This window comes from Bacillus sp. lyk4-R2A-2, assembly GCF_030209735.1.
Taxonomy (GTDB): Bacteria; Bacillota; Bacilli; order Bacillales; family Bacillaceae; genus Bacillus; species Bacillus pumilus.
The window spans coordinates 57681-75244 of sequence record NZ_JARVRK010000001.1; the positions used below are offsets into that span (position 1 = coordinate 57681).

Here is a 17564-nt window from a genome sequence, read left to right on the forward strand (position 1 = left end):
GAGATGCGGTTCTAATGGCGGATTATTTCTTCAATCGTGTGATGATTTCGTTTGTGACTTCTTGCGTTTGATAGGCGCCGCCGATGTCTGCCGTTAAAAAGCCATCTGCTGTGACTGATTCGATGGTTTCGAGCAGATGTGTGCCCAGTTCTTCCTCCCCGAAATAATCAAGCATGAGTTTAGCGGTCCAGATTTGACCGATTGGGTTGGCGATTCCTTTTCCCGCAATGTCTGGAGCTGATCCGTGTACAGGCTCAAACATGGATGGGTATTTACCATTTACATTAATGTTGGCGGCAGGCGCTACGCCAATACTTCCCATAATGGCTGCCCCAAGGTCTGTCAAAATATCACCAAACAAATTACTGGCAACAATCACATCGAATTTTTCTGGTCTTGTTACAAAGAAGGCTGAGAGCGCGTCAATGTGCTGTGAGTCTGCTGTCACCTCTGGATAATCCTTTGCTACGTCTTGAAACACTTCATCCCAAAAAGGCATGGTATGAACGATCCCATTCGATTTGGTTGCACTCGTCACATGCTTTCGTCTTTTTTCTGCTAATTGAAAGGCAAAACGCATCGCACGCTCTGTCCCTTTTCTTGAGAACACTGCATTTTGAACAGCAAGCTGATCTTCCCCTTGATACATACGGCCTCCAATTTCACTATATTCACCTTCACCGTTTTCTCTGACAACTAGAAGATCGAAATCCTTTGGCTGAGCAAGCGGTGAGCGAATGCCGCTAAGCTGTTTTGCAGGTCTGATGTTTATCACCTGTTCAAATTCCCGCCTAATCTTAATAAGCAGTCCCCAAAGTGATACGTGATCCGGCACTAAATTGGCATCTCCAACAGCCCCTAAGAAAATGCTGTCAAAGGCTTTCAATTGATGTAATCCATCCTTTGGCATCATCTCGCCATGCTCTAAATAATATTCACAGCTCCACGGAAAATCCTGAAAGGTAAAAGACAGACCGCCATGCACTTCTGATACCGCTTTCAATACTCGTATGGCTTCAGGTACAACTTCCTTCCCAACCCCGTCACCTGGTATCGCCGCAATTGAAACATGCTTCATTTATTTCTCCCCCTTTATTTTCGGTCGACCGTCGACCGTTTAAGTTTGAGTTTACTAGAGAGTGCATGTTCTTTCAATGGATAAAGGCACTTTTTTGATCAAAGCGCCTGTTTATCCTGCAAAAGCATCGAGGGTTTCTCCTTCTTCCTCTTCGTACCTTTTTTATCTGAAAGCAGCAGTCCGCCTAAGGTCAGTGCCGTTCCAAGTACAGACATGAAAGTCAATCTCTCATGAAGAACGATCATTGAAATGACCATCGTAATAATAGGAACGCCATAAATATACACACTCGCTTTCACCACACCGAGCGTTTTCACTGAAAAACTCCATGTGAGAAAACAAATAGCTGATGCGAACAGGCCTAAAAACAATAAGTGAAAGGCAAACGACGGGTTCGTCAATCGCTCCCAGTCTATACGAATCTTAAAGTGCCAGATCAGGGGAAGCATCCAGAGTAAGCCGTAAAAAAAGACACGTCTCGTCACTTGAATGATATGGTATCCATATTGGTTGATGATTTTCGATAAAATAGAATAGAAGGCCCAGACAATGGTCGCCGTTAATGCTAGCGCATCACCGATTGGATTCAATTGGAACGTCGTCATTCCATTAAAGCTAATCAGTACAATTCCTGTCATCGCGATGAAAAACCCTATGAAAAACCGGCGATGCAAAGGCTCATCTTTCAATAAAAAATAAGCCAATAAAAATGAGAAGAATGGTACAACTGAGCTGATGACACCTGCATTCGAAGCAAACGTATAGGTGAGTGCGACATTTTCTAAAAAATAGTATAAGACCACACCACATAACCCTGCGAGCGCAAACATCGCTTCATGCTTTTTACGCTGCACCTTCATAGTGACCGGATAGATCATCATCAGAGCGAGATATCCAATAAAAAAGCGGAAAAATAATATTTCTGTTGGAGAAAAAGCCGTTAACAATATTTTGGTTGAGATAAAGGTTGATCCCCATAGAAAAATGGTGAACATGGCCGCCAGATGACCAAGAAGCTGTTTATTTTTCATCTGCTGTTACCTGCTTTGTGAAAATTTGCTGATATTGCCCTGGTGTGAGCCCAATAAATTCTGAAAAGAAATGACTCAAATGACTTTGATCAGAAAAACCGGTGGAGACTGCCGCATCTACAGGCTTCACTCCTTTGGCGAGAAGCTCCTTCGCATAATTCACTCTCACTGTTTGTAAATAACGATACGGCGTGATCCCTCTGTACTTTGTAAAAGCACGCAGAAGTGAGTATTTATTCATGGATACAAGCTCTCCTAAGTCGTCTAACGATATATTTTCCGTAAGGTGTGTTTCAATATATTGCTGTACGTCTTGGACTTTTTGTTCGGCGGCATGTACTACTGACGCTTTTTCCTCTGATGTATCAGCGTAGGCTTCAATCAGCTGCTTCATAAAGAAATAGAACGTTTCCTGTTTATTCAAAGCTGGGGCTTCTTCTGTCATCATTTGATGAAGATCATATAACGGCTTTGTCAGTTCACTTTGTGAAAACACAGGAGCTTTAAAATGCGGCTTGTGCTGAAACATCTTCTCTATCACATCTGCTTCAATATTTAAACAACGATAATCTAGTGTACTGTGATCAATCTGCTCGCATGCATGATTGTCATATGGATTGAAAAGAAGAATGTCTCCCTTTTCAATGATGTATTCTTTATTTTGGCAGATCAAACGTCTTTGACCATCCTCAATAAATCCAATCACATAGTATGTATGAAAATGATTCGGGAACTTTTGCATGATGCCATGAAAGCGATACGCCTCTATTTGCAAGTCCTGATCAAAATGTACCGTTCGTTCCTCTTGTGTTTTCATGTCGATCCCCTCTTTCACTGAACTGATCATCAGTGTAGCACACCCTTTTTCTCTTGAATTGTACGATATTGACTTTTCCGATGCAGGCTTGCCTAGAGGGAAAAACTTGGATAACATGAAACAAAAGATGATGTGTAAATGAGGGAATGACAGGATGAATTCATTCGAGATGGAAAAACCAGCACCATACCATATGCAATTTTATGAACAGCTGAAGCAAATGATATTTGATGGACAGTTTCAGCCGGGGGAACGCATCAATGAGACACAGCTTGCCAAACAATTTGGTGTAAGCCGATCACCAGTGAGAGAGGCAATGAGACTTTTAGAAAAAGATGAGCTCTTGATCGCTGATCATCGGTCGGGCTACTCTGTCTATACGTTAACGGAAAAAGATGTCGAGGAGCTTTATCAAATTCGGATCGCCCTAGAAACGCTTGCTGTTGAGCTTGCATGCAAGGAAGCCGCGCAAAGAGAGCTGGAGGAAATTGGGCATGTCCTCACGCAGGCAGACGAAGCAATCAAACAGCAGCTGCCATCTAAAGACATCGTCCAGTTACATGAAGCCTTTCATCAAAAAATCATTCTAGCGAGTCACAATCACCGCTTATGTAAACAATTGAATCATGTGAATGCACTCATTCATTTTTGCCGCATCTTTCATTTTAGCGGCGGGGCGCGTGCTGAGACGATTCAAACAGAGCATGCTGCCATTTATTCTGAAATGAAAGAGCGCCGCTCCACAGAAGCCGTCCAAGCAATGACGAATCATTTGTTACATGATGTGATGCACTTAAAGCAAGTACTCTCTGAAACAAACACGGATTAAGTGATTTTTCCTTTTTCCCATTTTTTAAGCATTACATGAACATATTTTGAATTTTTCGTAGATTTTAGCATGTCCAGACGATCTTTCGTTTATATTAGAAGATGAGAAACTAGCTTTTATACAGGAGGATTTGTTTATGCATACAAGTATTAGCCGTCTTCGAAAGGCGGGTTTTATTGAGGGTATGTCTCTTTTAACCCTTCTTTTAATTGCCATGCCTCTGAAATATTTTGCGGATATTCCGATGGCAGTCACCATTGTAGGCTCTCTTCATGGCGCATTGTTTGTCATCTATATGCTGATTTTGGCATATGTGACCTTTAAAGTTCGCTGGCATTTGAAATGGTCGATCGCTGGTTTTTTTGCGGCGTTCATTCCTTTCGGCAACTTCGCCTATGATAAGGTGCTCCGCCAGTATGATACAAAAGCTTAATCAAAAAGGGCTAAAACGAAATTCGTTTTAGCCCTTTTTCTACACACTGAAGTATTTTTTAAATCGAGGCATATTTCACTATGGCTGCTTGACGCGTCATTTCGTGATATGCCACCCATAATTCATCACCTGGCAGTACGCTGGTGATTGGATCGATTGGCTGGTTCACTTCATACATCATGCCATCTCGCTCAATCTGAATGATCGCTAGCGGCTGGTTGCCGATGACACCAGCAAATGCGACATGGGTCACTTTTGCACTTCCTTGTTTCTCTTGCATGAGACTGATTTCTTTATCCAGCTCTTCTTGTTTTGTCTGCATCGTGATTTGAGTTCCTGGCGCGACCTCCATATGATCAGGGATGAATTGACTGACCGTTTTTGTGATGGACTGATCTCCGCTAGAAACCGTCACATCTAGCATGATCGGCTTCTGACCATGAATCGTGACTGGATATTGCTTCACCCGCTGGATGGTTCCTGTTAATGTCACGTCTTTCCCCGATCGATTCCGCACTTCATGGCCATAGGCTGCCATTTTCAACTGACCGCTAATGTCGACGAGATCGGCTTTTTCTCCTGTTCTAAATTCAAAACCAGCGGCTTGAATCATCGGAATGGTATACCTTTTCTGATCTGCTTCAAATGTAAGCGATAAGACCGTGCCTCGTCCTACGGTTCCATATGATTCTATATTTCTTAAAACAGCGCCTTTGATGAACTTTGGCTCACTTGTCTGTGAGAAGTCCCCCTCTTTTAAGAGCATCGCCTTTTTCTTCTTCGGATTGTAGAGAATGGCGATACGCTGACCCGGCTGCGGTATTTGGGTGTAGGATACAACCGTTTTAACTGCCTTCTCGATATTTTCCCCATCGTATTGAAATTGCAGCTGCATTTTGACAAGCGGCTGTTCGTTGATGTAGGTACCCGTTTCTTTGACAGATACAATATTGGCTTCTAATGTGACACTGTCTTTCATCTTGTTCTTTCTCACCAGTCTCAAAATTGGCGGCAGGAAGATGGCTAGCACAAATAACAGCAGTGGAATAAACAGCCATATCGCCCAGTTGAGAATGAGCGGTCCTCCTTTCATGACATATTGCATAAAGGTGTCAACAGACGTTTGGTGAGCAGGACTGGCGTTTTCGATTGAGATCATTTTTTTCAAAGGAAATTCCTTTAGCTCTTTGCTCTTCGTCTCAAATGCACCCGTTAATTGATTGTCGATTGAATAATAGATCCAATCGCTTTTCACATTTTTATTGAAAGAGAGTCCTTCTCTTTGTAACGTTTCATATAAAAACGACTGCAAAAGCTTGCTGACGGACGTTGTCTTATTCGTGCGGTGGTTATAAATATAACCAGTCAGCTTGCCTTTTGCTTCGTCCTTTGCTGTAGAGCCTGCAAGAAGAACTTCTTCCTCATTAAGCTGGTAGATAAGGGTTTGATAAATCGGTTTTGGTGTTGGAACGACTTCCCCAAGCCTTCCCTCTGCATTCACTTTCCTTGGTCTTTTTGGATAGTTAGATTCGACAGCGACTGCAAAGTTTTGGGATGTTCCGATCGTTTTTTCCAGCTGCTGCTCCACTTTATCTTCAATGAGGCTAAACGGTTCAGCGTTTTTGGAGACATAGACCCCAAGCTGATTCTTATCGTTTGAGACTCCGCTGACATATGCCTTCTGGTCATTTTTCAAAGTCAATTCAAATATAGGAATAGGCGTCTGTCCTCTAAAGGAATTCATGACAACATCCATAGAGACTGGCCTTGCTGGCAGCTTTAGCTCGCTTAGATTGTGCACATGAAACTGACCATCCTTTAGCTCACCAAGGACTGCAGCGGCGCCTTCCATTTCTCCTGTAAACACAAGCCGTCCATTCCATTGATATGTATTCGTTTTTAAAAACGAGGGTATCTGTAGATTTTGCTTAACGAGCTCTTTCTTTTCTCCGCTTGGCGTTAGTTTCTCGATCAACAGCTGCCCGTCTTTATTTTTTAAAGCAAGTAAGAGATTGTTACCTTGAATGGATGGCAGCATTTCATTAAACGAATCGCTTGCTGTCGTCCATTCACTGATTCTTTTTCCTGATTGAGGATCATACATTTCAAAATGGAGCTGCTGGTCTTTTGATACAGCACTCACCACTCGTTTTCCTTCATCAAATGTAAATATTCGTTTGACGTCATATTCCGTCACTTTCCCTGCTGACAAATCATCTTGGTAATGGTTCCACACCAAGACACTAAGAATGATCGCTGGAATAAAGAAGACAATATATCTGAGGAAAATCACTGGTATTCTTTTCACTTGATCGCTTCCTTTCATGAGGTTCCTTTATCTTATACGTCAGTGCAACGAGAATGTTTCATGCTAGAAGAATACCATTCCAGCCTTTAAGTTCCATATTTTACAAACTTGGTAGTTTGCGATAAAATCCAATCAGATTCGAAAAAAGGATGTTATCACAATGAGTAAGCTATCATCGATCATTCTAGCGGCTTGGCTGCGTGTTCCCCGTTGGTTCAAGCAATGGGTGCTCGTATCCATTTCCATTTTCTTTTTTTATATGTGTTTTGTAAAGGGGCTGACTAGCTGGCATACCTTGCCGCCCATCACTTTACTATCATGTATCATCGGTTCCTTCTTCATTTGGCTGTTATGGCTAAAAGGTCAAAAAAATAAGTGAAAGGGGGAAAATCATGAAAGAATCCATCAGTTATTTTGCTATCTCTTTTGTTCTGCAATTGGTTTGGTTTGGCATTGTGCACCCAAATAGAGGCGTGACACTCTTGGACATGTTCATTTTTTCTATTTTGTTTGCGGTGATGTTCTTTTTTATTCAGAAGATTTGGCGGTATCAGAAGAAAGGGCGAAGTGAGTGATCATGAAATGAACTCAATGAAAAAGGCTGCCAAATAGATGGCAGCCTTTTTCTTGCTTTTTTCATGCAAATAAATAATCAATGTGTGATCTCCGTTAAGGAGTGTATGAATTAAGATTCGATCATATCAGTGTGTCATATGTGTTCCGAGTGAACCTACGTTTGAAAGTAAACGCCATGGAAGTTCTGGATAACAAGACAACGAAAGCCCTACCTCTCATTCGTCCTTACGGCTCCGAAGCCGTGCCAGTGTGAATTGTAAATCAAAACGTCTTTTTTCCACTCTTCCGCTTTTATAGGGGGCGGGTGCAGAAGGAAAAGAATAAGTTTGTTCGCTTTGACAGCGTCTCGTTCTTATCTAGTAGAAGCTCTATTGCTTCTCATTATGTCATAGAAAAAAGAAAGTTTACTTTCTTTATTTATTTGCTTATTTCAACACTTAATATAAAACTATAACACATCCCCCCATCTTACGCAAGTGTTAAAGTGATAATTCAGCTGGAGTACGGTTTCCTTCATTCATGTAACGAATAGATGTTGGATCAATCTTCAGAATCACTAGGTTCGGATCATCTTTTCCTTTAAACCATTTCTCCATCTCCTCAGACCAAAGGCGGTCGATCAGTTCTGGATCATCGGTTAATGTGGCGGTACCTGCGATTTCTGCATACGTGTCACCGAATCCTTCACCTGAATAACCAATGAGAATATGGACATTCGGTTTTTTTTCAATTTCTTCTGCTTTATGTGTTTCTTTGCTCGTTGGTGTATATAATGTCAGTCCCTCATGGAAAAAAGTCATGTAGCGGGTATGCGGCTTATCCTGTTCAACGGTCGCTAGTGTTCCGACCTTTTGTTCATCTAATAGATTGAGTACCTTTTGTTTTAATTCTTCTTGTGACATATCGTTTCACTCCTTCAAATTTCATCCGTACTCTTAGGTTTCCACGACAATCCATTCATTAAACAAAGAAATGTGTTTTTCATAAAAAGAGATCTTCTGGCTGATGCTATAGAAAACAGGCTCAATGAAGGGAGAAGTTGAACATGCATCATGAAACGATGTTCCATTTAAGTTCACTTGTCATTGCGGCAGTTGTTGTGGGCATTATCGTATGGTCTGTCTCATCTGTGCAGAAAAATCGCAAGAAATACTAAACACACCGCCCAATCAGGTGGGCGGTGCGCTATTGATCATGTATTCATAAAGGAACCGCCGTTGACGTGAAGTGTTTGTCCTGTCATATAAGACGATTCGTCAGAAGCAAGCAGCACATAGCAGCCGACATGCTCTACAGGCTGTCCTGGTCTTCCCATTGGGGTTTCTGCCCCGAAGCTTTCCACACGATCCTCATCAAATGTAGATGGAATGAGCGGCGTCCAAATTGGACCTGGCGCTACACCGTTCACCCGAATCCCATCCTTCACAAGCGACTGAGCCATAGAACGCGTAAAGCCATTGATGGCACCTTTTGTCGCCGTATAATCAATCAGCACTTTGTTGCCTCGATATGGGTTAATGGATGTTGTATTAATAATTGTACTTCCCGGTTTTAAGTAATCCAGTGCTTTCTTCGTAAAATAAAAATAGGAATAGAAGTTGTTTCTAAAGGTTTGGTGAAGCTGTTCACTAGATATATCCTGAATCCGTTCTTTCGGATGCTGTTCAGCCGCATTATTCACTAAAATATCTAATTGCCCAAAGGCTTCAACTGTTTTTTCTACCGCTTTCTCGCAAAAGGCTTCGTCACCGACATCTCCTGCAATCGTTAAACATTTGACGCCTTCCTGTTCTACGCGCTTTTGCGTATCCTTTGCATCCTCATGTTCATTTAAGTACACAATGGCGACGTGTGCCCCTTCTTTTGCATAGGCAACAGATACAGCACGTCCAATTCCACTATCTCCGCCTGTAATCAGTGCGACTTTCCCTTTGAGCTTGCCAGACCCTTGATATGATTCATCCTCAAAGATCGGCGCAGGATTCATTTCCCTTTCACTGCCTGGCTGCTGATCCTGTGTTTGGCGCGGAATGCCATTTGTTAAATATTCACGTAAATCCATGTGTAAGCTCCTCCTTGATTTGTTGATGTATCCTTTCATTACCACCTCACTTTTTCACTCAAACATCCCGGTGCGGCACTGATGCGTTTTGAAATTCGGCATGTTTCAAGATGGATAAAATCGGTTACATGATCATTAAAAAGGAGCGTTCTCACATGCTGTCAACCATTTCGAAAACCTTTAGCAAACCAAAAGGCTGGCTCGGAAGCATTGCAGGCTTCATTATGGCAAATGAAAATAAAGCATTGAATCAGTGGGCGATCCAGCATTTAGATTTGTCAGATGGTGAAAACATTTTAGAAATCGGCTATGGGCCCGGCTACAGCATCAAGCATATGCTTAAGCATTATAAAGATCTCCATATAGATGGACTAGATGCTTCCTCCACCATGCAGGAGCAAGCACAGTCCCGCGTAAACAAACGGTCAATGGACAAACAAGTCCGGCTGTATGTAGGAAAAATCGAGAAAACACGTTTGCCGGGAGAGCAGTATGACAAAGTGCTGTCTGTGAACAACTTTACGATTTGGGATGATCCAAAGACTGGCCTACTCAACCTTTATCACACGTTGAAACCCGGCGGAAAACTCGTCATTGTGATGCAGCCAAGAGAAAAAGGTGCTGATGCGAGCCGGACAAAAGAGATGGGTGAAAACATATTGAATGATCTACAGTTTGCGGGGTTTGACCATTTTTCTGTTGAGTATGAGGAAATTCGTCCAACGCTTGCTGTCTGTGTCACAGCCAAAAAGCCGAGAAGCGAATAAGCTTTCGGCTTTTTTCTTACCACTTTGCCTCTTTGACAAATTGATAGAACAGCTGATGCAATTTCTGTTCAATGTCTTCCTTTAACCCATGACCATAAAGCGTCATGCTTTCCTCACTTTCAATGATGGATGAACTGATCAGACTAAACATTTCTGACCCTTCCTTGCCTAGCTCTAGCGGCGCCAGCATCATGAGCATTCGTGACATCTGCTGCTGCCCGCCGTCCATGCTTTTGACCTCGTATGCCTGATCAAGATCATAAATATGAAAGATGGGTTCCTTGATGAACGGATGCTTTAAATGAAAAAGAGCAAATTCTGTACCAGGAATCCCTAAACCACCTTGCTGTTCACGTTCTAGTAAACCACTTGCTACCTCATCCGCATGTGTGATAAATCCTTCCTCTTCAAGCTGACGAAGCAGCTGACTGATTGTTGCCTCATGCTGCGGCATCGCCTTTCTATTGTCGATGGTGAAATGGGACAAGATGCTGCGAATCACAGACATGTAATTCGTCACCCGCTCTGCAACCGCCATCATATTAACGGATTCTTGTACCGATTCTTTGGCAGCTTCTTTCATCCTTTTTTTCTCAATCATATAAGGGATCTTTCGTTTAATATGAGCCTTCACACGCATAGCATCATCCTCGTTTAAGAGCGGACTGACCATGATGTAATCGATATGCTCATATGGGATAGGAACGGTCGAGACAATCATGTCATAGCTTGATGCATCGATTTCTTTTAGCTCCATCAAGGAAGACAGATCAAATTCGGCGATCTCTGGCAATTCTTTTTTTAACCGAGATGCGAGCATTTTAGAGGAACCGATCCCGCTTGAGCACACGACCAATGCATGAATGTTCGTTTCTTCTTTTTTGATCTCAAGCACTGAGCCAAAGTGAAGCACAATAAAGGCGATTTCATCCTCTGGAAATTCGATCTCTGGAAAGAAACGCTCGACTCCTTCTTCAATTGCCATGAAAAGCAAAAAGTAGTCCTTTTTAATTTGTTGTGTAAGTGGATTGTAGATTCTCATCTTTTCCTTTAAACGGTTCATGGCAGGTTCAAGATGAGACACGAGTCCCTCATACAATGAATCATTCTCATTTAAATGATAGCCGGTTTTATTAGAAATAAAATCAATGAGCTTCTTCGTTCTGATCGCGATATCCAGCTCGATTTCATCAAGACGGTATTCTTTCTGAAAGCTACGATTTGCACTGCGCAGATGGATGGTCATATATCCGACCTCTGCTTCAGGGATCTCGACATTAAACATGCGTTCAAGCGCTCTTGCGATTCGCAGAGATGATTCAAATTCTTTTGTGCGCTTTAGTTCAAGCAGCTCTTGCTCTTCCATTCGAATGGTTTCGCCAAGCTGAATCCGTTCGATAGCATAGGTTAAGTGAACGACAAGCGCAATATAGGCACTATCAGATAAAGAGAGTGCCAGTCGATTTTTCAAATGAAAGAGAAGTCTTTCTACCTTGAGCAGCTGCCCTCTGCTGACAACGCCAAACACTTTTTCCGTCGCTTTCGTTCGTTGCTTGATATTCATTTCAATCGTTTCTAAAAATAATTGAATATCAAGCCGGTCGACAATGAGGTTGCCGACAATCTTTCGTTTTGCTTCCTCCGGTCCTTTTAATTCAATGCCATACCCGCGTTTTCGGATCAGCTGCAAACCGTATGGCGCGATCCACTCCGTCAGTTCATCTAAGTCATAGCTGATGGTCGCATTTGTGACATGCAAATCGGAAGCGAGTGTATATAATTTCACCGGTTCCTTTGCTTCAAGCAGCGCACATAATATTAAGAGCTTCCGTTCATCAGAGCTATATTCAATTTGATCCTCATTTGACATATGAGCAAGAAGCCGCTGTTTATCCTCCTGTTCACCGACTGCCTTCAAGCCTTTCCCCGGCTGTTTATCTAGTGAAAGATCATAATTCTTTAATATGGGTTTAATCGATTTTAGTTCTCTATGAATCGTTCTTGTACTCACCTGAACAGAATCGGCTATCTCACGAATGGTGACATAACGATTTTGCTGAATGATGTATTTGATGATCTTCTGTTCTCGTGCCGTTATGTACATGAAATGCCTCCTTCTGCAAAAATAGGTCTATTGTCGTACCCTAATATAAAACGCTTTCAACAAAAGATGCAATCTTAAGTTGATCTGACTTTGGCACATCAGCTGTGACAAAATTAAATACAACGTCGGATCATACATTTCTCCAAAATGACGGTCCATAATCCTTTTGATGAAATTGAACCTTTTGTTCATGAAAAGGCAGTGAACCCCCAGCTTTTAAAGAATACGTCGGATTGTATATTGGAGAGCCAAAGCAATAATCCATTGTTCCTTCTTCCGGGCGAAAGATGACGGTTCGCATTGTTCCAAACAGCTCCTCATAATTGTGCACCGCCAGACCATCAGGATATTCTGTCTGAAACAGCTTAACAAGAGAATCACTTGTTTGTTGTTCTTTTAAAGCCTCTATTAGCATGTCATATCTGACAACAGAATGATGTTTGGTCATCCCTTTTGCTGTTTGATCAGCAACCGGATGATTCGTTGCGGCAATATAACCTGTCTCCGGTCTTATCACCCTTTTTTGACCATCAATAATTTCAATCACAGCTGCCTCTCCTTTTCGATCGGCAAGCATGATATGAACATTTGAGGCAACGGGCATTTCCTCGATAGAGCGAATGGCTTCCTCGACCGTTTGACAGGATTCCAGAACAGAGCGAATCACATGATACACCTGCAAACCGGCGACTGCTGGGGGCTTTAAACCGGGTTCATTACCAACCGGCGGACCGCAAGCAGAGAAAGTCACAGCAAGACCATACTCATTCATCCCATCAGATCTGCCAAACAAGAGCAGTGACGAGCCTGTATGATATGCCGAGCCTTTTACATGTGTCGTCACAAGACGCATATCATCAAAAATCGGGGAGAAATCATAGTTACGCAGCATGACCGTTTGTTGACCTGCCGCCATATTCCCCTGCCTCACGCAGTGGGAACAGCCTGGCTGTAGATGAGATGAATAGAAAAAGGTCAAATAGCGCTCATCTAATTGCAGTTCATCACAAAATCCAGCAATCTCTTCTTCTAACTGAGGAAGATAAGGGCGCATCAGCTGCTTCGTTTCTTTCACAGCCTCTTTTGCAAGCGGTTCTGTTCGAATATATTGTGTCTGTAGCCATTGCTTTTTCTTCATCCAGACAGCCTGCTGTTTTCCCACTTCATAAGCGGTTCCTGTCATTTCTTGAAAATATGCACTGATTTCCTCCATGCCTGCACACCTCTTTCGCTTTCGTTTCTTTTATCATATCGAAACCCTCCTTCATTTAAAAGGATGAAAAAAACTGCAATCCCAATGGATTACAGCGGTTTACAGGATTGTTGAAACAATGCTTTTGCCATTGCTTCATATCCTTTATGGTTCGGATGAAATTGATCAATCGATAAGTACTCATGTTCATGTCCTTCAAACGCCCGGTACACATCCACAACCTCTACATGCGGATTTGCAGCAAGCGAGCGAAGCTGATGATTGTATTGCTGAAGCCACCGCCCGGCTATAGGTATTTGCGGAAAAGGATTATATAAATTCATGAGATACACGCAATAGGGCTGCTTCTGCCCTCTTTTGATCTGAGCGATTTCTTGAATCATTTTGCTGAAATTCGCTTGGCAATGCAGCGTCGCTTGCAGCAATTTCTTTTCATCTTCACCCTTTTCATACTGCTGAATCGCTTGAACAAGGTCATTCCCACAGCCTGTGATGGTGATGATGTCAGCTGCTGCAATAGCACGCCTCACATCAGATCGTTTGAACAGCTGTAAAATCTGATCTGTTGTTAACCCTGACTTTGCAAATACAGACAGCTCAACTGGCGCACGTGTCTTTTTTTCAAGCATCCACTGATACCGCTCTGCGAAGCCTCCACCAAATAAACGTGCCCCCACTCCAACTGTTAAGGAATCTCCAATCGCAACATAGGATCGTCCCACTCTTATCCCTCACTCTCTCCTGCCTTCTCTTATATATACGAAATCGAAGAACAGATGCTTGTAGCAGATGACTTAGAGGCATTCATCTTTTTTTCATGAGACGTCTTTACAAACTCTTTACTTGCGAGATCGACTGATTTTTTGTTCAATAAGAATAGGTTGAGATCATGAAATTTGCACCTGCATGCGTTCCAGAAAAATTGACAAACTTTTTATCTTGATTTCGAGACTTTATACCTTGACTTCAAACTACATTGTGATTACAATAAAAATATCAGTTTTTATGTAACTGTGCTTGTTACATCTTTTTCGTAGCATTCCACTATGATTAAAGATGCCACATATTCAGTGTATCTTTGGGATACGCTAAAAAAATCACTGAAACAGAAAGGATTGAATAAACATGGCAAAAGTTTTATACATCACTGCACATCCGCATGATGAAACAGTTTCTTACAGTATGGCTACTGCTAAAGCATTTATCGAATCTTATAAGGAAGCAAACCCAAGTGACGAGGTTGTACATATCGATTTGTACAAAGAAAACATCCCTCACATTGATGCAGATGTATTCGCTGGCTGGGGCAAGCTGCAATCAGGTGCTGGTTTCGATACACTTTCAGCTGAAGAGCAAGCGAAGGTTGCTCGCCTAAACGAATTAAGCGATCAATTCGTTTCTGCTGACAAATATGTATTTGTTTCACCACTTTGGAACTTCTCATTCCCACCAGTTCTTAAAGCATACATCGACTCTGTTGCTGTAGCTGGTAAAACATTTAAATACACGGAGCAAGGTCCTGTTGGATTATTAACAGACAAAAAAGCTCTACACATCCAAGCACGTGGCGGATACTACACTGAAGGTCCTGCTGCTGAACTTGAAGCAGGCCACCGTTACCTTGGTACAATTGCGAGCTTCTTCGGAATTCCTTCTTTCGAAGGTCTTATCGTTGAAGGTCACAATGCTGAACCTGCGAAAGCAGAGCAAATTAAAGCAGATGCAATCGAACGTGCAAAAGCTTTAGGTAAAACTTTCTAATAAACTGAACGCGAAAAGCCAATGATCTTAACGGTCATTGGCTTTTTATTTATCTAGATGAAAGCCTAATTCTCTGGAGATACCGCTCGCGGCTTTTTTGACTTGTTCAATTAAGTATGGAAGACGTTCCTTTTGATAACCTGCTTCAAACCCAGCAATGCTAATTCCTGCTGCGACTTCCCCAAGGTGATTGAATATAGGTGCTCCAACCGCAGCTGTATAGTTTTCAAGCTCCGAATAACTTAACGTATAGCCCCGCTCATTTGATTCTTCCAGTATGTTTCGAAGAACCTCTTTATCTGTAATGGTTCCGATTCCGATTTTCCCTAGCTCAATCGAATCGATATAGGCGAGTCTCTCGTTCTCTGGCAAAAAGGAGAGAATACTTCTCGCACAAGCACCCGCATATAAAGGAGAGCGCCTGCCGACGGCGGTGTAGAGACGAACAGGCTGCGTCCCTTCAATTTTATCCACGTAAATGGCTTCGTCTCCTTCACGAACGATGAGCTGTACAGCTTCTCCCACTTCATCCCGCAAGCCTTCCATAAATGGTCTCGCAATTCTCCGAATATCAAGGCGATCCGCCACAAGCTGACCGTATTCTAGAAACATCAGTCCTAACCGATAAGCACCTGAATCTTGCTTTTCTAATAACCCCATATCGGTTAAAGAGCTCGCCATGCGGTGCACAGACGTTTTCGGCATGCTGGAAAGCTCGATCATTTCATTTAACGTTAATTGGTCACGAGCGATAAACAGCCGCAAAATCTCCATTGATTTCACGACGGTTTTATTTGTATTTTGCATGGCCATCCCCTTTTCTAAACGAATGCTTCCAGCTTGATTCTAGCAGCAAGCTCCTTCAGTTCTGCTTCTTGCTTAAATAGCGCCTGCTCTGCGTCCTGATGGTCGATTCGCTTAAAATACAAATTCGCCCCGGGCATCGCTTGTGCTATGAGCGGCAGATCGACCGTCGCAACTTCTCCAATACGCGGGTATCCGCCTGTTGTTTGCCGATCTGCCAGCAGAATAATCGGCTGACCGTCAGGAGGAATTTGAATAGAACCAAAGGCAACCGCCTCTGAAATCAATTCAAGCTTTTCTTTTAAATGAACCGGCTCCCCCTTCAAGCGGCAGCCCATGCGATCTGATTGAGGCGTGACCTGGTAAGGCTGTTCAAAAAAGGTGTGTTGAGATGTTTCTTGAAAAAAAGAAAGGTGTCTCCCTGGCAGCACCCGAATCACGGGCGATTTCCGCAGCAGCAAAAAATGTGTATGACTTACAGTCCAATCGGGTGCGCTGTACGCCGACTGCTTCAGATTGCTTTTGAGTCTATCAGACAATCGATCCGCTACGATTAAAGGCTTTCCAATGGACAGGACGTCTCCTTTTTCAAGCGGACGTCCGTTCAGTCCACCGATTCCTGCTCTCACATAGGTGCTTTTGCTCTCCATCACCGGCTCTACATCGAATCCGCCTGCCACAGCAAAGTAAGCGCGGCAGCCTCTTTTACAAGGTCCAAAGGTGATCGTGCTTCCTGCTCGAATAAAAAGCGGCTTCCATAAAGGGGCTGGCTCTCCATCGATGTCGATCTCCACATCAGCGCCAGTCACTGCAATAAGCGCATCCTTGTGACATGTCAACACAGGACCCGGCCCCATTAATGTGATTTCCAGTACGGCTTCGTTTTCCTCGTTGCCTGTGAGAATGTTGGCAATTCTAAGCGAGAGCGCATCCATGCCGCCGCTCGTTAAGACGCCATACTTTTGATAGCCTTTCCGCCCTTTATCTTGAATGGTTGTGAACATTCCTGGCTTGATGACATGAATACTCAACGTTCTGCCTCCTTCATGCTGAAAAATTCCTTTTCAGACATTTGGACAAATCTGACCTCGTCCCCTGCTCTCAATAGACTCGGGACTTTCTCGTCTGGTCGAAAGAGTGGCAGCGGTGTTTGTCCAATGAGCTGCCAGCCGCCAGGTGTGGAAATGGGGTAAACGCCGGTCTGCTTTCCTGCAATGCCGACAGATCCTTTTGGAATGGACATTCTCGGTGTTTCCCTGCGCGGGGCTGTGATCTTTTCAGACAGCCCGCCTAAAAACGGAAACCCTGGGGCAAATCCAATCATATAGACAAGATACGTCCCTGCGGTGTGAATACGCACGACTTCTTCTGGTGTTAAATGATTGATCCGGGCGACTTCTTCTAAATCAGGACCCAGCTCTCCCCCGTAGCAGACCGGTATGTCGATGGTGCGGCGCTTAGCCTGAACCCCCTCCTGCCATTTCTCTTCAAGGAGTGTTTCAATATAGCTTTTCACCCATTCATAGGGGGACAAATCTTGTTGTTGAAGATGGGCAGATTGATAAACGGTATACGGCTCGTAGAAAACAGTCACGTTTGTAAAGGCTTGAACAGCTTCCACATATCCGGCAAATGGATGCTGTTCAATACAAGAAAACAGCTGCACAACACGCTCATGAATTTCTTCACATATGTCTGCTCCTGCTTGAATAACAATCGCTGCATCTCCCAACGGGTGGAAGGTGATAGAATTTTTTATTGCTGAAAATGCCACTTGAGGA

At 43.1% G+C, this 17564-nt stretch carries 18 protein-coding genes; 6 read left to right on the plus strand and 12 right to left on the minus strand.

Features of this window, described 5'->3' with window-relative positions; genetic code table 11:
- Positions 1-22: 22 nt before the first annotated feature.
- The 3 genes from QRN39_RS00285 to QRN39_RS00295 form a co-directional block, all read right to left on the minus strand.
- Complete coding sequence (locus QRN39_RS00285) at positions 23-1078, minus strand: tartrate dehydrogenase (RefSeq protein ID WP_106029573.1); 1056 nt, start codon at positions 1076-1078, stop codon at positions 23-25.
- Between the two features lie 98 nt (positions 1079-1176).
- On the minus strand, positions 1177-2109 hold the full coding sequence (locus QRN39_RS00290) for a DMT family transporter (protein ID WP_284905692.1): 933 nt from the start codon (positions 2107-2109) through the stop codon (positions 1177-1179).
- Positions 2099-2926 (minus strand): AraC family ligand binding domain-containing protein, encoded by an 828-nt coding sequence (locus QRN39_RS00295; protein WP_106036163.1) that lies wholly within the window; start codon positions 2924-2926, stop codon positions 2099-2101. Before QRN39_RS00295 ends, QRN39_RS00290 begins: the two co-directional genes overlap by 11 nt.
- A gap of 154 nt (positions 2927-3080) precedes the next feature.
- Here QRN39_RS00295 and QRN39_RS00300 point away from each other — a divergent pair, with 154 nt between their 5' ends.
- Positions 3081-3755 carry a GntR family transcriptional regulator gene (locus tag QRN39_RS00300; protein ID WP_284905693.1) on the plus strand — a complete coding sequence of 225 codons (675 nt, stop codon included), beginning with the start codon at positions 3081-3083 and terminating at the stop codon, positions 3753-3755.
- 136 nt (positions 3756-3891) lie between these two features.
- Complete coding sequence (locus QRN39_RS00305; protein WP_003214125.1) at positions 3892-4188, plus strand: DUF3817 domain-containing protein; 297 nt, start codon at positions 3892-3894, stop codon at positions 4186-4188.
- A 58-nt stretch (positions 4189-4246) separates the two neighbouring features.
- Here QRN39_RS00305 and QRN39_RS00310 read toward each other — a convergent pair whose 3' ends face one another.
- Complete coding sequence (locus QRN39_RS00310) at positions 4247-6496, minus strand: hypothetical protein (RefSeq protein WP_284905694.1); 2250 nt, start codon at positions 6494-6496, stop codon at positions 4247-4249.
- A gap of 160 nt (positions 6497-6656) precedes the next feature.
- Here QRN39_RS00310 and QRN39_RS00315 point away from each other — a divergent pair, with 160 nt between their 5' ends.
- Both QRN39_RS00315 and QRN39_RS00320 read left to right on the plus strand, forming a co-directional pair.
- The gene (locus QRN39_RS00315) at positions 6657-6875 is read left to right on the plus strand and encodes a hypothetical protein (protein ID WP_003214476.1); all 219 of its coding nucleotides are present in this window, start codon (positions 6657-6659) and stop codon (positions 6873-6875) included.
- Positions 6876-6888: 13 nt separating this feature from the next.
- Positions 6889-7071 (plus strand): hypothetical protein, encoded by a 183-nt coding sequence (locus QRN39_RS00320; protein ID WP_003214089.1) that lies wholly within the window; start codon positions 6889-6891, stop codon positions 7069-7071.
- Positions 7072-7551: 480 nt separating this feature from the next.
- Here the strand turns inward: QRN39_RS00320 and QRN39_RS00325 are convergent, their stop codons facing one another.
- Both QRN39_RS00325 and QRN39_RS00330 read right to left on the minus strand, forming a co-directional pair.
- Complete coding sequence (locus QRN39_RS00325) at positions 7552-7974, minus strand: pyridoxamine 5'-phosphate oxidase family protein (RefSeq protein WP_284905695.1); 423 nt, start codon at positions 7972-7974, stop codon at positions 7552-7554.
- Between the two features lie 290 nt (positions 7975-8264).
- Complete coding sequence (locus QRN39_RS00330; protein ID WP_284905696.1) at positions 8265-9134, minus strand: SDR family oxidoreductase; 870 nt, start codon at positions 9132-9134, stop codon at positions 8265-8267.
- 155 nt (positions 9135-9289) lie between these two features.
- Between QRN39_RS00330 and QRN39_RS00335 the strand changes: the two genes are divergently transcribed.
- Positions 9290-9901, plus strand: a complete 612-nt coding sequence (locus tag QRN39_RS00335) for a class I SAM-dependent methyltransferase (protein WP_226804666.1) — start codon at positions 9290-9292, stop codon at positions 9899-9901.
- Between the two features lie 16 nt (positions 9902-9917).
- Here the strand turns inward: QRN39_RS00335 and QRN39_RS00340 are convergent, their stop codons facing one another.
- The 3 genes from QRN39_RS00340 to QRN39_RS00350 form a co-directional block, all read right to left on the minus strand.
- Entirely contained in the window at positions 9918-12005 is a 2088-nt protein-coding gene (locus tag QRN39_RS00340) for a BglG family transcription antiterminator (RefSeq protein ID WP_284905697.1), read from the minus strand.
- A gap of 130 nt (positions 12006-12135) precedes the next feature.
- On the minus strand, positions 12136-13218 hold the full coding sequence (locus QRN39_RS00345; RefSeq protein WP_284905698.1) for a C45 family autoproteolytic acyltransferase/hydrolase: 1083 nt from the start codon (positions 13216-13218) through the stop codon (positions 12136-12138).
- A gap of 89 nt (positions 13219-13307) precedes the next feature.
- Positions 13308-13940 carry a GDSL-type esterase/lipase family protein gene (locus QRN39_RS00350; RefSeq protein WP_284905699.1) on the minus strand — a complete coding sequence of 211 codons (633 nt, stop codon included), beginning with the start codon at positions 13938-13940 and terminating at the stop codon, positions 13308-13310.
- A gap of 403 nt (positions 13941-14343) precedes the next feature.
- Between QRN39_RS00350 and QRN39_RS00355 the strand changes: the two genes are divergently transcribed.
- Positions 14344-14979, plus strand: a complete 636-nt coding sequence (locus QRN39_RS00355) for an FMN-dependent NADH-azoreductase (RefSeq protein ID WP_003214444.1) — start codon at positions 14344-14346, stop codon at positions 14977-14979.
- A 45-nt stretch (positions 14980-15024) separates the two neighbouring features.
- Here the strand turns inward: QRN39_RS00355 and QRN39_RS00360 are convergent, their stop codons facing one another.
- From QRN39_RS00360 to pxpB, 3 genes are read right to left on the minus strand one after another with little or no spacing between them, the layout of a single operon-like run.
- The gene (locus QRN39_RS00360; protein ID WP_050945516.1) at positions 15025-15786 is read right to left on the minus strand and encodes an IclR family transcriptional regulator; all 762 of its coding nucleotides are present in this window, start codon (positions 15784-15786) and stop codon (positions 15025-15027) included.
- A gap of 14 nt (positions 15787-15800) precedes the next feature.
- Positions 15801-16814, minus strand: a complete 1014-nt coding sequence (locus QRN39_RS00365; RefSeq protein WP_284905700.1) for a 5-oxoprolinase subunit C family protein — start codon at positions 16812-16814, stop codon at positions 15801-15803.
- A complete protein-coding gene (gene pxpB / locus QRN39_RS00370; protein WP_284905701.1) occupies positions 16811-17557 on the minus strand; it encodes a 5-oxoprolinase subunit PxpB in 747 nt (248 codons plus the stop codon). The genes QRN39_RS00365 and pxpB overlap by 4 nt, the downstream gene beginning before the upstream one ends.
- Positions 17558-17564: the final 7 nt, after the last annotated feature.

What these genes read in the sequence shown, in the direction of transcription:
- QRN39_RS00345 (WP_284905698.1), bottom strand. Translation starts at nt 13,218, where the DNA reads ATGGAGGAAATCAGTGCATATTTTCAAGAAATGACAGGAACCGCTTAT.
- QRN39_RS00305 (WP_003214125.1), top strand. Translation starts at nt 3,892, where the DNA reads ATGCATACAAGTATTAGCCGTCTTCGAAAGGCGGGTTTTATTGAGGGT.
- QRN39_RS00300 (WP_284905693.1), top strand. Translation starts at nt 3,081, where the DNA reads ATGAATTCATTCGAGATGGAAAAACCAGCACCATACCATATGCAATTT.
- QRN39_RS00330 (WP_284905696.1), bottom strand. Translation starts at nt 9,134, where the DNA reads ATGGATTTACGTGAATATTTAACAAATGGCATTCCGCGCCAAACACAG.
- QRN39_RS00355 (WP_003214444.1), top strand. Translation starts at nt 14,344, where the DNA reads ATGGCAAAAGTTTTATACATCACTGCACATCCGCATGATGAAACAGTT.
- QRN39_RS00290 (WP_284905692.1), bottom strand. Translation starts at nt 2,109, where the DNA reads ATGAAAAATAAACAGCTTCTTGGTCATCTGGCGGCCATGTTCACCATT.
- QRN39_RS00295 (WP_106036163.1), bottom strand. Translation starts at nt 2,926, where the DNA reads ATGAAAACACAAGAGGAACGAACGGTACATTTTGATCAGGACTTGCAA.
- QRN39_RS00320 (WP_003214089.1), top strand. Translation starts at nt 6,889, where the DNA reads ATGAAAGAATCCATCAGTTATTTTGCTATCTCTTTTGTTCTGCAATTG.
- QRN39_RS00335 (WP_226804666.1), top strand. Translation starts at nt 9,290, where the DNA reads ATGCTGTCAACCATTTCGAAAACCTTTAGCAAACCAAAAGGCTGGCTC.
- QRN39_RS00315 (WP_003214476.1), top strand. Translation starts at nt 6,657, where the DNA reads ATGAGTAAGCTATCATCGATCATTCTAGCGGCTTGGCTGCGTGTTCCC.
- QRN39_RS00285 (WP_106029573.1), bottom strand. Translation starts at nt 1,078, where the DNA reads ATGAAGCATGTTTCAATTGCGGCGATACCAGGTGACGGGGTTGGGAAG.
- QRN39_RS00360 (WP_050945516.1), bottom strand. Translation starts at nt 15,786, where the DNA reads ATGCAAAATACAAATAAAACCGTCGTGAAATCAATGGAGATTTTGCGG.
- QRN39_RS00325 (WP_284905695.1), bottom strand. Translation starts at nt 7,974, where the DNA reads ATGTCACAAGAAGAATTAAAACAAAAGGTACTCAATCTATTAGATGAA.
- QRN39_RS00340 (WP_284905697.1), bottom strand. Translation starts at nt 12,005, where the DNA reads ATGTACATAACGGCACGAGAACAGAAGATCATCAAATACATCATTCAG.